We start from the raw sequence: 13,430 nt of genomic DNA on the forward strand, positions 1-13,430 counted from the left end.
CCGGCTGGCGGCCGAAGCGGCCGCCAGCCGCCAGGAATCCGCAGACCGAGCCGTCCAGCTCGCTGGGCTCGGTCGCCAGCTTCAGGCGATGGGTCAGGTCGTCCAGGTCGTCGAATTCGACGCGGGCGGGGGCCGTCATGGCGGGCTCCTTGGGGATTGAAGCGGCAGTCTAACGCCTCGTCGGCGGAGCGTGCCGCAGCCGGCTGTTTTGGGCGAACGCACTGGTATAGTCTGCCGGCATGAGCACGCCCTTCGACCTCCAGCAGGAACTCGATGCACTGAACCGCCAGGTCGATCAGCTGGTCGACACCGTGCGGCGGCTCACCGAGGAAAACCGCAGCCTGCGCCACAGCCAGGAGCAGCTCGCTACCGAGCGCGCCGGGCTGATGGCCCGCAACGAGCAGGCCCGCGGGCGGGTGGAAGCAATGATCCAGCGCCTGAAAGCCCTCGAGAACAACAGCTGACATGAATGCTCCAGCCAGCGAACCGGTCGCGCTGCGACTGATCGATCGCGAATTCCTGATTGCCTGTGCTCCGGAAGAGCGCGAAGGGCTGCTGGAGGCGGCCGGCTATCTCGACCGCAAGATGCGCGAGCTGCGCGCCAACGCCAAGACGCCGGGGTTCGACCGCCTCGCCGTGCTGGCGGCGATCAGCGTGACCCACGAGTTTCTCGCGTTGCGCAAGCAGCACTCCGGCGCGGACCAGAGCGTGACCGACCGCATCGCCGCGCTGCGCCGCAAGCTCGAGGCGGCGCTCGAACCGGCCCCGCCGCGCGGCTGAATCCTGCGCACCGGCATGCACACAGCGATGACCGGTTGCTGGTAAAATCGGTCCCGGCGTTTTCTGCGGTGTGCGCCAGCACACTCTTACATTTGCCTTGTTCCTAAATACGGCCCCGGGTCGGTTTCTTTCTGGCTGTTGTGCATGTCCGCCGCGTGCGGAAAGCCTCGAGGCCCGATAAGCCCTCCCACCTGATCCATCGTGGATCAAGGTCGTTTGGTGGGCAGCGGCATCGCGGTTGACGCCACCTTTTCCTGCACCGGCCGACGTTCTGCGTCGGCCGGCGTGCTATCGGCGCGCCGAACCTGGCGCGCCCTACCGGGAGACGCGCGACCGTGGATGCCACCGCCCAGCGACGCGAGCTTCGCCATCGCCTGACCGAGCAGCGCAAGGCACTCACCCCGCAACAGCGGATCGCCGCAGCCCAGGGGCTGCGGCGCAGCCTGGAACAGCTGCCCGAGTACCACACCGACGCGCGCGTGGCCGGCTACTGGGCCGTCAACGGCGAGCTGGCACTGAACCTGGTGATCCCGCCCCTGCTGGCACGCGGCCAGCAGTTCCTGCTGCCCCTGCTCGAAAGCGGACACCAGCTGCGGTTTGCGCCGTGGCAGGCGGGCGAAGCGGTGGAACCGAACCGTCACGGCATTCCCGAGCCGGTTCGGGTGGAGCGCCCGCTGGCCCCGTTCCAGCTCGACCTGGTGCTGGTGCCGCTGGTGGCGTTCGACCGGCGCGGCCAGCGCCTGGGCTATGGCGGCGGCTACTACGACCGCAGCTTCGCCTTTCTCAACGAACAGGCTCGCCCGACCGAGCCGCTGCTGGTCGGCATCGCCTATGACTTCCAGGAGGTGCCGGCGATCGAACCCGCGCGCTGGGACGTGCCACTGGACTTCGTCGCCACCGACCGCGAGCTGATCGACTGCCACGCCGAACGCGAGAACGAGACCCACGCATGAGCCCTGCCCGCATCGCCCACTGGCTGATGAAGTCCGAGCCGGACACCTTCTCCATCGACGACCTGGCCAGGCGCGGCCGCGAGCCCTGGGACGGCGTGCGCAACTACCAGGCGCGGAACTTCATGCGCGACGGCATGCGGGTGGGCGATGGCGTGTTCTTCTACCACTCCAACTGCGCCGAACCGGGCATCGTCGGACTGGCCGAAGTGGTTTCCGACGCCTATCCGGACCCCAGCCAGTTCGATCCGAAGAGCGATTATTTCGACCCGGGCGCCAGCCGCGACAATCCGCGCTGGATGCTGGTCGACGTGGGCTTCGTGCGCAAGCTGAAGCGCACCATCACGCTCAGGGAGCTGCAGGCCCTGCCCGCGCTGGCGGAGATGCCGCTGGTGCGCAAGGGCAACCGGCTCTCGGTGATGCCGGTGAAGGCCAGCGAGTGGAAGACCATCCTCGGCCTGGAATGACCCGGCCCCGCCTTTCCCTACCGTTCCGGAACCCCCAACCATGAGCAACGAAAAGAAACTCGCCGGCGAAGCCGCCCTCCGCTTCGTCGAGGACGGCGCCATCGTCGGCGTCGGCACCGGCTCGACGGTGGCCTACTTCATCGACGCACTGGGCACGATCCGCGACCGCATCAAGGGCGCCGTCTCCAGCTCGGAGCAGTCCACCGCCCTGCTGAAGAAGCACGGCATCGAGGTGCTCGATCTCAATGCCACCGGGGAGCTCACCCTGTACGTGGACGGCGCCGACGAGTGCGATCCGCACAAGCGGCTGATCAAGGGTGGCGGTGCCGCGCTGACCCGCGAGAAGATCATCGCCGAGGCCAGCGGCAAGTTCATCTGCATCATCGACTCGAGCAAACAGGTGGACGTGCTGGGCAAGTTTCCGCTGCCGATCGAGGTGATTCCGATGGCGCGCAGCCTGGTCGGTCGCGAGATCGCCCGCCGCGGCGGTCATCCGGTGTGGCGGGACGGCGTGGTCACCGACAACGGCAACTGGGTGATCGACGTGCACGGCTGGCAGATCACCGACCCGGTGGCGCTGGAGGCCGACCTGAACCAGATTCCCGGCATCGTCACCGTGGGGCTGTTTGCCCGCCGTGGCGCGGACGTGGTGCTGGTCGGCGACCGCGAGGTCTGAATCGGCGACCCGGGCACCGGGCGGCTTCGCCCGGTGCCCCACCCGAGGCTCCCCCCATTGCGGCGCGCGGCCAACAAAAAACCCGCCGGAAGGCGGGTTTCTTGTACCGGTCGGTCGTGCTGACCGGTGTCTTGTTTGGCAGCCCCGGATGGATTCGAACCACCGAATGCCTGAGTCAGAGTCAGGTGCCTTACCGCTTGGCGACGGGGCTATGAAACGTAGTTTAGCGCTTCGAGAACTGCGTGGCACGACGTGCCTTGTGCAGACCGATCTTCTTGCGCTCGACCTCACGGGCGTCGCGGGTCACGAAACCGGCCTTGCGCAGCGGCTGCTTCAGGGCCTCGTCGTATTCCACCAGCGCGCGGGCGATGCCGAGACGGATCGCACCGGCCTGACCGGTGATACCGCCGCCAGCGACGGTGACGGTAATGTCGAACTTGTCGGAGTTCTGGGTCAGTTCGAGCGGCTGACGCACGATCATGCGCGAGGTCTCGCGACCGAAGAACTGGTCGAGGGTCTTGCCATTCACCGTGATCGCGCCACTGCCCTTGCGCAGGAACACGCGGGCGGCGGAGGTCTTGCGGCGGCCGGTGCCGTAATTCTGCTGAATCGCCATGATGGTTCCTTAGATTTCCAGCGCCTGCGGCTGCTGTGCGGTGTGCGGGTGCTCGGCGCCGCCGTACACCTTGAGCTTGCGGTACATCGCGCGGCCCAGCGGGTTCTTCGGCAGCATGCCCTTGACCGCGATCTCGATCACGCGCTCCGGGTGGGTGGCCAGAAGATCACGCAGGTTGGTGGTCTTCAGGTTGCCGACGTAGCCGGTGAAGCGGTGATACATCTTGTCGTCCAGCTTCGCGCCGGTGACCGCCACCTTCTGCGCATTGACCACGACGATGTAGTCGCCGGTATCGACGTGCGGGGTGAACTCCGGCTTGTGCTTGCCGCGCAGGCGGCGCGCAATCTCGGTGGACAGACGACCGAGCGTCTTGTCCGTGGCGTCGATCACGAACCAGTCGCGCTTGACGCTTTCCGGCTTGGCGCTGAACGTTTTCATTTCGGGATACCTGTAGGCCGCCAAGGAGGCGGTGAGGGAATCGGGTCAAACAAAGGTGCGGGATGATAGCCGAGCTTTCACCCTCTGCACAAGCCCACCCTTGGTGAGCTGCGGGCCGGAAAGGATAGCACGGGTCACCGAAAATTTGAAAACCCCCCGGAATATCCGGGCGCGCCCCGCCGGCGGCGACATGCCGCTTGGCCGGAGCACGGGCATGTCGTCCAATAACGGGACTGCGCAGCACCTCTGGAGGATCCCCATGCCGGTACGCCACCTCTCGCCCCTGGACCGCCTGATCGCCGGCTTCGAGCGCGCCCTGGAGACGGTCGCCGGCGCGCCGCAGGCGGTCCGCCCCACACCCGCGCTGGACATCGGCGAAAGCGGGATGGACCCGGCCGAGCGACGCCATGCCGCGGGGCTGATGCGCATCAACCACACCGGTGAGGTCTGCGCCCAGGCGCTGTACGACGGCCAGGCTGCACTCGCGCGATCGGAGGAGACCCGTCGTCACCTGCTGCACGCCGCGTCCGAAGAGACCGACCACCTGGCCTGGTGCGCCGAGCGCCTGCGCGAGCTGGACAGCCGGCCCAGCCTGCTCAATCCGCTGTGGTACGCGGGGAGCTACGCGATGGGCGCGGCAGCTGCGCTGGCAGGGGATCCGGTAAGCCTGGGCTTCGTGGTGGAAACCGAGCGCCAGGTCGAAGCGCACCTGGCCGAACATCTCGAGACGCTGCCGGAGCAGGATCAGCGCTCGCGCGCGGTGCTGCGCCAGATGCAGGCCGACGAGGTTCGTCATGCCGACGAGGCCGAGGCGCGCGGCGGCGTGGAGCTGCCTTTCCCGATCCCGCCGCTGATGCAGCTGACCTCGCTGCTGATGAAGAAGGTCGCCTACCGCATCTGACCGCACGCCGCGCCGACCCCGGAAACGAAAGACCCGCCTCGCGGCGGGTCTTTTTTCACATCAGGTTGCGGCCGTGGAACAACTCCTCGATCTCCCGCCGCAGCAGCGACTCGATGCGCTGGCGCTCCTTGAACGAGAGGTCGTCGGCATGCGCCTCGAACAGGTAGGTATCCAGGTCGAAGTCCTTGATGTGCATCTTCGTGTGGAACATGTTTTCCTGATACACGTTGACGTCGAACATCTCGTACTTCTGGCGGATGTGGCGCGCCAGGTAGTCCTGCACCGAGTTGATCTTGTGGTCGATGAAGTGCTTCTTGCCCTTCACGTCGCGGGTGAAGCCGCGCACGCGGTAGTCGGCGATCACGATGTCCGACTCGAAGCTGTCGATCAGGTAGTTCAGCGCCTTCAGCGGCGAGATCACGCCGCAGGTGGCCACGTCGATGTCCGCGCGGAAGGTGGCGATGCCGTTGTGCGGATGCGTTTCCGGATAGGTGTGGACGGTGATGTGGCTCTTGTCCATGTGCGCCACCACCGCGCCGGCGATCGAGTCGCGACCGAGCTTCTCCACCACCGGCTCCTCGGAGATGAGGATGGTGACCGAGGCACCCTGCGGGTCGTAGTCCTGGCGCGCGATGTTGAGGATGTTCGCGCCGATGATCTCCGCCACGTCGGTGAGGATCTGGGTCAGGCGATCGGCGTCGTACTGCTCGTCGATGTATTCGATGTAGCGCTGGCGCTGCTCTTCGGACACTGCGTAGCAGATGTCGTAGATGTTGAAGCTCAGGGCCTTGGTCAGGTTGTTGAAGCCCTGCAGACGCAGGCGCGGGAGTGGTTTCACCACGACAACTCTCCATGGCCGCACGGCGGCCAGCAAAAGAGGCGGGTTAGCGACAAGGGTCCCCGCTGGATGGTACGGCACGAAAGGCAAGCTTCCGCGACCCTTGTGACCGACGCGAGACACGTCGCCGGTGCTGGAAGACCGCCAAGTATGAGGTAAAACGGCGCAAAACTGAAAGTGGCGTTCCCGCCACGGTTTGCCATAATGCGACGTCACAGGGGATAAACGCGTACGCTCACGTCGGGCCGGCCCGCTCATCGGGAGCAGCCCTAGGCATTTCAGACAGCGGGAAACACCGTGGCGCAACTCAAATATCAACTGCAGCAAGCATTCGAGCGGTCCCAGGCCCCCCTGGGCTTCGCCCCGGACCCGGCTTCCATGGAGCGCTTCCTCGCGCTCTGCCATCGCCGCCGATACCCGGGCAAGACCGCGATCATCCGCCCCGGCGACCCGGCCAACACGCTCTATTACGTGATCGAGGGTTCGCTGGCCGTCTGCACCGAGGACGAACAGGGGCGCGAGCTGATCCTGGCCTACATCAGCCGCGGCCAGTTCATCGGCGAGATGGGGCTGTTCGTGGAGCAGGCCCAGCGCGAATCGATGGTGCGAACCCGCACGCCGTGCGAGATGGCCGAAATCAGCTACGAACGCCTGTTCCAGCTGATGGAAGGCCAGCTGCGCGAGGAGTGCCCGAAGATCCTCTTCGCCATCGGCGCGCAGCTCACCAACCGCCTGCTGCGCACCTCGCGCCAGGTCAGCCGCATGGCGTTCATGGACGTCACCAACCGGATCTCGCGTACCCTGCTCGACCTGTGCCAGGAGCCGGACGCGATGACCCACCCGGACGGCACCCAGATCCGCATCTCCCGCCAGGAGGTCAGCCGCATCGTGGGTTGCTCGCGCGAGATGGTCGGCCGCGTGCTCAAGCAGCTCGAGGAGCAGGGCATGATCACCGTATCGGGCAAGACCATCGTGGTGCTCGGCACCCGCTGAGCCGATCCCGCGATCGCACCAGGAGAAAGCGGCGCCCGGCGCCGCTTTTTCTTTGGCTCAGTACCAGGCCACCCGCTCGACGCTGCGTCCGAGCGCCCGCTCGACCTGCTTGCACAGCTTGGGCGAGCCGTTCACCAGCACCGGCTCGGCCGCCTCCTTGAGCATCGGGATATCCAGCGCCGAGTCGCCGTAGGCCCGATCCCAGCGGGCCACGCCAGCCTCGGCCAGCGACTGCAGCTTGCGCTGCCCGATGTTGTGCCGCCTGACGCGCATGCCCAGCCAGCCCGGCGCCAGCTCCGAGGCCACCAGCTCCACCTCGGGCAGCCCCAGCTCGTCGAGCAGCCCGCGTGCGAGGATCCGCTCGCACCCCGTGACGACGATGACCCGGGCACCCTCGGCCTGGTGGCAGCGCAGGGCCTGCAGCGCATCGCGCTGGAACTGTTTCGGGCGCCGCACCAGCCGACCGGCAAAGTCCTGGGCCCGTGCACGGTAGCGGTGCTCGTCCAGCCCCAGCAGGCCGACGTGGACCACCGTGCGCACCGCCGCCCGCCAGGAAAACGGCCGCACCAGCAGCAGCCACGGCAGGGCCGGCAGCAACAGCAGCTTGCGCCCGACGCCGGCATAGCGCTCGCGCATGAACAGCCCGAACGAGTCGGCCACGGTGATCACGCCGTCGAAATCGAACAGCACCACGCGCGGCCCGCCGGCCGTCGTCGTCGGCACCGCGTCGTCCGGCAACGCCACTCCCGGGTCTTCCATCGCGTTCAGTCCGCTTCGAACAACCGCTTCAGTTCGGTCCCCGGGTCGACCGCCCGCATGAACGCCTCGCCGACCAGGAACGCGTGCACGCCGGCGTCGCGCAACTGGCGTACATGCTCGGGCGTGTGGATGCCGGACTCGGCCACCAGGATCCGGTCGTACTCGACCAGCGGCTGCAGCTCCAGCGTGGTCTCCAGCGTGGTCTCGAAGGTGCGCAGGTTGCGGTTGTTCACGCCGATCATCGGCACCGGCAGCGCCTGGGCGCGCTCGAGCTCCTCGGCGTCGTGCACTTCGCACAGCACGTCCAGGTCCAGCTCGGCCGCCAGCAGCGAGAGGTTCATCAGCTCCGCGTCGCCGAGCGCGGCCACGATCAGCAGGATGCAGTCCGCGCCGATCGCCCGCGCCTCGTACACCTGGTAGGGATCGATCACGAAATCCTTGCGCAGGATCGGCAGCGAGCACGCCTCGCGCGCCTGGCGCAGGAACTCCTCGCTGCCCTGGAAGAAATCCTTGTCGGTCAGCACCGACAGGCAGGCCGCGCCGGCGGCCTCGTAGCTGCGTGCGATCGCACCGGGGTCGAAATCGGCGCGGATCACGCCCTTGCTCGGGCTGGCCTTCTTCACTTCGGCGATCACCGCCGGCAGGCCGGCATCGATCTTCGCCTCCAGTGCGGCGGCAAAGCCACGGGTGCCCGGCATGCCGGCCACGCGCGCGGCCAGCTCGTCCAGGGACAGCATGGCGCTGCGCTCGGCGATTTCTTCCGTCTTGCGGGCGAGGATGCGTTGCAGGATGTCGGCCATGGTCGTGGTGTCGTTGGGCGCCGCCGCAGCGGCTGTCAAACAGGGCACCGCGCCCGGGTCGGGGCGTCAGGTACCGGCGAGGCGTCGGGTGGTGGCGACGAACTGCTGTATTTTCGCACGGGCAGCGCCGCTGGCGATGGTCTGGCGCGCCAGGGCAATACCATCGTCGATGCTGTCGACCACGTCGGCCGTGTACAGCGCCGCGCCGGCGTTCAGGCAGACGATATCGTGCGCCACCCCATGCACGCCGTTCAGCGCATCCTCCAGCATGGCGCGCGACTCGGCCACGCTGTCCACCCTGAGGTTGCGGCTGGAGGCCATGGCCAGGCCGAAATCCTCCGGCTCGATCTCGTATTCGCGCACCTGGCCGTGGCGCAGCTCGCCGACCAGGGTAGCGGCGCCCAGCGAGATCTCGTCCATGCCGTCGCGGCCCCATACGACCATCGCGTGCTTCGCGCCCAGCTGCTGCAGCACGCGGATCTGGATACCGACCAGGTCGGGATGGAACACGCCCATCAGGATGTTCGGCGCGCCGGCCGGGTTGGTCAGCGGCCCAAGGATGTTGAACAGGGTGCGCACGCCCATTTCCTTGCGCACCGGCGCCACCACCTTCATCGCCGGGTGATGGTTCGGCGCGAACATGAAGCCGATCTCGGTCTCGGCCATGCAGGCGGCGACCTGATCGGGCTTGAGGTCGATCGAGGCGCCCAGCGCCTCCAGCACGTCGGCGCTGCCGGACTTGGACGACACGCTGCGCCCGCCGTGCTTGGCCACGCGCGCGCCGGCCGCCGCGGCGACGAACATCGAGGCGGTGGAGATGTTGAAGCTCGACGCGCCGTCGCCGCCGGTGCCGACGATGTCGACGAAATGGTCGTGCGGCGGCGCCTCCACCCTGGCCGACAGCTCGCGCATCACGCGCGCCGCGCCAGTGATCTCGCCGATGGTCTCCTTCTTCACGCGCAGGCCGGTGATGATCGCCGCGGTCATCAGCGGACTGACCTCGCCGCGCATGATCTGGCGCATCAGCGCGATCATCTCGTCGTGGAAGATCTCGCGGTGTTCGATCGTGCGCTGCAGGGCTTCCTGCGGCGTGATGGTGATTTCGCGCAGGGTCATGCGGCGAGCTTCCGTGCCGGCAGGCCGAGGAAGTTGGCCAGCATGGCGTGACCGTGCTGGGTCAGGATCGACTCGGGGTGGAACTGCACGCCCTCGATCGGCAGGGTCCGGTGACGCAGGCCCATGATCTCGTCGATCGAGCCGTCGGCGTTCTCGGTCCAGGCGGTCACTTCCAGGCAGTCCGGCAACGAGCCCTGCTCGACCACCAGCGAGTGGTAGCGGGTCGCCTCGAACGGATCGGGCAGCCCGGCGAACACGCCCTGGCCGCGATGACGCACCGGCGAGGTCTTGCCGTGCATGATCTGCTTGGCGCGGATCACCTTGCCGCCGAACGCCTGGCCGATCGCCTGGTGGCCCAGGCAGACGCCGAAGATCGGCAGCTCGCCGGCCATCTCGCGCAGGATCGCCAGCGACACGCCGGCGTCGTCGGGGGTGCCCGGCCCGGGCGAGATCATGATGTGCGACGGCTTCAGCGCGCGGACTGCCGACACGTCCAGCGCATCGTTGCGCACCACCTTCACCTCCTGCCCCAGCTCGCCCAGGTACTGCACGAGGTTGAAGGTGAAGCTGTCGTAGTTGTCGATCATCAAGAGCATGGGGAACGCCGCATGGCCGGAAGCGTGGAGCGGCCATGATAGCCAGCCGGCGCCGGCTCGTGCAGGCGCGGTACCGCGCACTTTGCGCCGGAGCCCCCGATCGCGTCATGCTCCGGCGTCATCAGGCACAAGGATCCGTGAGATGGACTACGTGGAAATCGCCCTGCTGCTCGCCGGCTTCGTGCTGCTCGTGCTCGGCTACCGGCGCAACCGGCGTGGCTGGCTGGTCGCTGCGGCACTGCTGCTGTTCCTGTCGGGGAATCTCGGGCCGTTTGCCCGGGGAGTCGCCGAAGGCTGGGCGTCCGTGGGCAGCGCCCCCTCAGTGGCCAGCGGTCATCACTGACCGTCGCACCTAGCGGGTCAGACCAGGCCGGTCGGGTGCCAGCATCGCCGCGGTGAGCCCCGCATCCTGCAGGTGCGCCGGCAGCGGACGGCCCAGTGCCAGGTTCGCGCAGGCCTCGCCCATCGCCGCCGAGGTCTGGATGCCGTAGCCGCCCTGCGCGGCGACCCAGAAGAACCCGGGCGCATCCGCCGCGAAGCCGCCGACCAGGTCGCCGTCGGCGACGAAGGAACGCAGTCCGGCCCAGGTCCGCGTCGGGCGGCGGATCGTCATCGTGGTGGCCTCCTCGATGTGATGGATGCCCAGCGCGATGTCGAACTCCTCCGGCTGCACGTCGTGCGGATGGGTCGGGTCGGCATTCGCCGCCGAACCCAGCAGCTGACCGGCATCGGGCTTGAAGTAGAAGGTCTCGTCGAGGTCACAGACGAACGGCCAGCCAGCGGCGGCCAGCCCGGTCGGTGGCTCGAACACGAACGCCGAGCGCCGCTTGGGCATCAGTCCCAGCGTCGTCACGCCGGCCATCGCGGCCACCTGATCGGCCCAGGCGCCGGCGGCATCCAGCAGCAATGGCGCATGGAAGCGTCGATCACCCACGCTCACCGCCCAGCCGCTGCCATCGCGCTCGATCGCCGTGATCGCCTGGTCCACGTGCAGCACCCCGCCACGCGCCTTCATACCGCGCAGGAAGCCCTGGTGCAGTTCGTTGACGTCGATGTCGGCGGCGCCCGGTTCGTGCAGGCCGATCGCCGCCGCTTCCGCGCGCAGCACCGGCACGTCGTCGCGGACGCGCGAGCCGTCGTGCAGCTCCAGATCGGGCGTGTCGCGGCGCATGGTCTCGAACATCGCGCGCACCTGCTCCACCTGGTCTGCGCGGCCGATCACCGTGGCACCGCGCGAGGTGAGGATCGGCTGCGCAGCGAAACCCTCCGGCGGACCGGCCAGGAACGGCCGGGTGGCGCGGGTCAGCGCGCGCACCTGCTCCGTGCCGTAGGTCTCGCAGAACAGCGCCGCCGAGCGACCGGTGGAATGCATGCCGGCATACGGCTCACGTTCGAGCACGATCACCCGCGCATGCGGCGCGAGGAAATACGCCACCGACGCGCCGGCCATGCCGGCGCCGATCACGATGGCATCGGCCTGCTCGACGCTCATGCATCTTCTCCGGCGGACTGGCGGGCGACCACGCTGGTCGCGGTGAGATCGCAGGTGACGTTGCCCAGCGTGGCCAGCGTGTCCGGCAAGGTGTCCACCGCCAGCATCAGGCCCAGTGGCCCGACCGGCACGCCCATCGCCTGCGCCACCGGCAGGTTGGTGGCGATGAAGGTGACCTGCCCCGGCAGACCGACCGAACCCAGGCTGATCACCACCGCCAGCGCGGCACCGGCGCACAGCGCGGCGGGCGACAGGTCGATGCCGTAGGCCCAGGCGATGAACGACGCCGACACCACGTACTGCACCGGACTGGTCAGCCGGCACAGCGACACCGCCATCGGCAGCACCAGCGCGGTGACGCGTTCGGGGTAACCCAGCCGGCCGTTGGCGCTTTCCAGCATTGCCGGCAGCGAGGCCAGCGACGACTGCGTGCTCAGCGCCACCGCCTGCGCCGGCACGAGCGCGGCGGCAAAGCGGCGCAGCTTCTCGCCGCCCCAGGTCACTGCCACCGCAAGCATCGCCAGCGTCACCGCGACGTACAGCAGGCATTCGACCAGCACGTAGATGCCCAGCGCGCCGAGCATGCTGGCGCCGGCGCGGGCGCACACCGCCAGGATCAGCGCGAACACGCCCAGCGGCGCCACCCACAGCACCCAGCGCACGATCACGATCATCGCGTCGGCGATCGACTGGAAGAATTCCACCAGCATCGCGCGCCGCTCCGGCTGGATCTGGGTGAGCGCGAAACCGAAGAACAGCGCGAACACCACCAGCGGCAGCATCGCGCTCTGTGCCGCGGCGGCGATCGCGTTGGTCGGCACGATCGAGGTGACCGCCTCCACCCAGCCGGTCGGCGCGGTGCGCGCGGACAGCGGAACCGTGGCGTGGCTCAGCGCTTCGCTCAGCGCCGGGTTGTGCGGGAACAGCCGGAACAGCCACGGCGCCAGCAGCGCTGCAAGAAAGGCACCGCCGGTGAGCAGTACCAGGAACACCACGATCGCCCGCCGCGCCACGCGGCCGGAGGCCGCCGCATCGCTGGCGGTATTCACGCCCACCACCACCAGCGACAGCACCAGCGGCACCACGGTCATCTGCAGCGCCGCCAGCCACAGCTTGCCGGCCGGCTGCACCACCGATGCCACGGTCTGCGCCATCGACGGATCGAGCGCCGCCAGCGCCAGGCCGATCGCGGCACCCAGCGCCAGGCCCAGCAACACGCGTGCGGTAGGACTCATCGACCGCCCTCCAGCACCGGCAACTGCCAGTCGTCGCGCACGGCGGCATAAGCCTTGCGCGGCAACAGCACGAACACCGGATGATCCTCGGGCTTGAGCCAGCCGAGCAGGTTGCGCATCGACTCCGGCGTCATCGCGGTGCAGCCGGCGGTGCCGGTGGTCGGCGAGGCCCACAGGTGGCCGAAGATGCAGCTGCCGGCGCCGGGCTTCGCGTCCGGGTTGCTGTCGATGACGAAGCCCATGCGGTAGCGCTGGTCGCCGTGCACGTGGATGTCCCGGCGCATCGGCTCGGACGAGCCTTTCACCGCGGCGGCGCCGACCTGCTTCGCGTCGACGATGCGGTTGTAGTAGGGCGACTCGACCACGTCCATGCACCAGTCGGTGGCGCTGAGCGCGCGGTATGGCATCGCCGTGGCGATCTGCGGCGCATAGCCGAACGTGGTGCCGATGCGGAACACGCCGGCCGGGCTGCGGTTGTCGCCTTCGCGCTTGACCGGGCCGTCCTCGCTTGGCGGCTGCAGGCCGAGGCCCCAGGCTGCGCCGGCCTTGCCGATCACCACCGGCCACGGGGCGCCGACCGCGATCCAGCGGTCGTCCTCGCGCACGAAGCGGCGCAGCGTGCCCTGATCGGTGTTCCAGCCGTCGATGGTCACCAGCACCAGCTGCCGCGCGCCCTGCCACGGGAGCGCGGCCGGCGCGGCGAAGGCCTGGGCGGAAAGCGTGAGCGCGGCGAGCACGGCGGCGCGCCGCAGGAATGTGAGCGTGGAGGTCAT

18 protein-coding genes, 1 tRNA gene and 1 other RNA gene are annotated in these 13,430 nt (G+C 68.4%); 9 read left to right on the forward strand and 11 right to left on the reverse strand.

Going from position 1 to position 13,430, the window contains the following annotated elements; translation table 11 throughout:
- Positions 1–239: 239 nt before the first annotated feature.
- The 6 genes from C693_RS0114635 (at position 240) to rpiA (ending at position 2,873) form a co-directional block, all read left to right on the forward strand.
- Complete coding sequence (locus C693_RS0114635; protein ID WP_017463021.1) at positions 240–464, forward strand: TIGR02449 family protein; 225 nt, start codon at positions 240–242, stop codon at positions 462–464.
- 1 nt (position 465) lies between these two features.
- Entirely contained in the window at positions 466–780 is a 315-nt protein-coding gene (locus tag C693_RS0114640; protein WP_017463022.1) for a cell division protein ZapA, read from the forward strand.
- A gap of 57 nt (positions 781–837) precedes the next feature.
- A non-coding RNA gene (gene ssrS / locus C693_RS23120) (6S RNA) lies at positions 838–1,025 on the forward strand.
- Between the two features lie 90 nt (positions 1,026–1,115).
- On the forward strand, positions 1,116–1,733 hold the full coding sequence (locus C693_RS0114645; protein WP_017463023.1) for a 5-formyltetrahydrofolate cyclo-ligase: 618 nt from the start codon (positions 1,116–1,118) through the stop codon (positions 1,731–1,733).
- Positions 1,730–2,197: an EVE domain-containing protein gene (locus C693_RS0114650; protein ID WP_017463024.1), complete on the forward strand. Its 468-nt coding sequence runs from the start codon at positions 1,730–1,732 to the stop codon at positions 2,195–2,197. Before C693_RS0114645 ends, C693_RS0114650 begins: the two co-directional genes overlap by 4 nt.
- Before the next feature lie 40 nt (positions 2,198–2,237).
- On the forward strand, positions 2,238–2,873 hold the full coding sequence (rpiA, locus tag C693_RS0114655) for a ribose-5-phosphate isomerase RpiA (protein ID WP_017463025.1): 636 nt from the start codon (positions 2,238–2,240) through the stop codon (positions 2,871–2,873).
- 136 nt (positions 2,874–3,009) lie between these two features.
- On the opposite strand, the gene C693_RS0114660 is transcribed toward rpiA, so the two are convergent.
- The 3 genes from C693_RS0114660 to rplM form a co-directional block, all read right to left on the reverse strand.
- Positions 3,010–3,084 (reverse strand) — tRNA-Gln (locus C693_RS0114660).
- A gap of 12 nt (positions 3,085–3,096) precedes the next feature.
- The gene (gene rpsI, locus C693_RS0114665; protein WP_017463026.1) at positions 3,097–3,489 is read right to left on the reverse strand and encodes a 30S ribosomal protein S9; all 393 of its coding nucleotides are present in this window, start codon (positions 3,487–3,489) and stop codon (positions 3,097–3,099) included.
- A 9-nt stretch (positions 3,490–3,498) separates the two neighbouring features.
- Positions 3,499–3,927, reverse strand: coding sequence for a 50S ribosomal protein L13 (gene rplM, locus C693_RS0114670; RefSeq protein ID WP_017463027.1), 429 nt, complete (start codon positions 3,925–3,927; stop codon positions 3,499–3,501).
- Between the two features lie 259 nt (positions 3,928–4,186).
- Here rplM and coq7 point away from each other — a divergent pair, with 259 nt between their 5' ends.
- Entirely contained in the window at positions 4,187–4,828 is a 642-nt protein-coding gene (gene coq7 / locus C693_RS0114675; RefSeq protein WP_017463028.1) for a 2-polyprenyl-3-methyl-6-methoxy-1,4-benzoquinone monooxygenase, read from the forward strand.
- A 55-nt stretch (positions 4,829–4,883) separates the two neighbouring features.
- Here coq7 and speD read toward each other — a convergent pair whose 3' ends face one another.
- On the reverse strand, positions 4,884–5,669 hold the full coding sequence (gene speD / locus C693_RS0114680) for an adenosylmethionine decarboxylase (RefSeq protein ID WP_017463029.1): 786 nt from the start codon (positions 5,667–5,669) through the stop codon (positions 4,884–4,886).
- A 294-nt stretch (positions 5,670–5,963) separates the two neighbouring features.
- On the opposite strand from speD, the gene crp reads away from it, so the two are divergent.
- Positions 5,964–6,659 (forward strand): cAMP-activated global transcriptional regulator CRP, encoded by a 696-nt coding sequence (gene crp / locus C693_RS0114685; protein ID WP_026107441.1) that lies wholly within the window; start codon positions 5,964–5,966, stop codon positions 6,657–6,659.
- A gap of 57 nt (positions 6,660–6,716) precedes the next feature.
- Here crp and C693_RS0114690 read toward each other — a convergent pair whose 3' ends face one another.
- The 4 genes from C693_RS0114690 to C693_RS0114705 all read right to left on the reverse strand — a co-directional run bounded on the left by C693_RS0114690 (position 6,717) and on the right by C693_RS0114705 (position 9,930).
- The gene (locus C693_RS0114690; protein ID WP_052329402.1) at positions 6,717–7,418 is read right to left on the reverse strand and encodes an HAD family hydrolase; all 702 of its coding nucleotides are present in this window, start codon (positions 7,416–7,418) and stop codon (positions 6,717–6,719) included.
- 5 nt (positions 7,419–7,423) lie between these two features.
- Positions 7,424–8,218, reverse strand: coding sequence for an indole-3-glycerol phosphate synthase TrpC (gene trpC, locus C693_RS0114695; RefSeq protein ID WP_017463032.1), 795 nt, complete (start codon positions 8,216–8,218; stop codon positions 7,424–7,426).
- A 66-nt stretch (positions 8,219–8,284) separates the two neighbouring features.
- A complete protein-coding gene (trpD, locus tag C693_RS0114700; RefSeq protein ID WP_017463033.1) occupies positions 8,285–9,334 on the reverse strand; it encodes an anthranilate phosphoribosyltransferase in 1,050 nt (349 codons plus the stop codon).
- Positions 9,331–9,930, reverse strand: coding sequence for an anthranilate synthase component II (locus tag C693_RS0114705; RefSeq protein WP_017463034.1), 600 nt, complete (start codon positions 9,928–9,930; stop codon positions 9,331–9,333). Before C693_RS0114705 ends, trpD begins: the two co-directional genes overlap by 4 nt.
- Positions 9,931–10,072: 142 nt before the next feature.
- Here C693_RS0114705 and C693_RS0114710 point away from each other — a divergent pair, with 142 nt between their 5' ends.
- Entirely contained in the window at positions 10,073–10,273 is a 201-nt protein-coding gene (locus C693_RS0114710) for a hypothetical protein (RefSeq protein WP_017463035.1), read from the forward strand.
- A 9-nt stretch (positions 10,274–10,282) separates the two neighbouring features.
- Here C693_RS0114710 and C693_RS0114715 read toward each other — a convergent pair whose 3' ends face one another.
- From C693_RS0114715 to C693_RS0114725, 3 genes are read right to left on the reverse strand one after another with little or no spacing between them, the layout of a single operon-like run.
- Entirely contained in the window at positions 10,283–11,422 is a 1,140-nt protein-coding gene (locus C693_RS0114715; protein WP_017463036.1) for an NAD(P)/FAD-dependent oxidoreductase, read from the reverse strand.
- A complete protein-coding gene (locus C693_RS0114720; RefSeq protein ID WP_017463037.1) occupies positions 11,419–12,657 on the reverse strand; it encodes a dicarboxylate/amino acid:cation symporter in 1,239 nt (412 codons plus the stop codon). The genes C693_RS0114715 and C693_RS0114720 overlap by 4 nt, the downstream gene beginning before the upstream one ends.
- Positions 12,654–13,430, reverse strand: coding sequence for a L,D-transpeptidase family protein (locus tag C693_RS0114725; RefSeq protein ID WP_017463038.1), 777 nt, complete (start codon positions 13,428–13,430; stop codon positions 12,654–12,656). The genes C693_RS0114720 and C693_RS0114725 overlap by 4 nt, the downstream gene beginning before the upstream one ends.

Source organism: Dyella ginsengisoli LA-4, from assembly GCF_000334915.1.
Lineage (GTDB): Bacteria > Pseudomonadota > Gammaproteobacteria > Xanthomonadales > Rhodanobacteraceae > Dyella_A > Dyella_A ginsengisoli_A.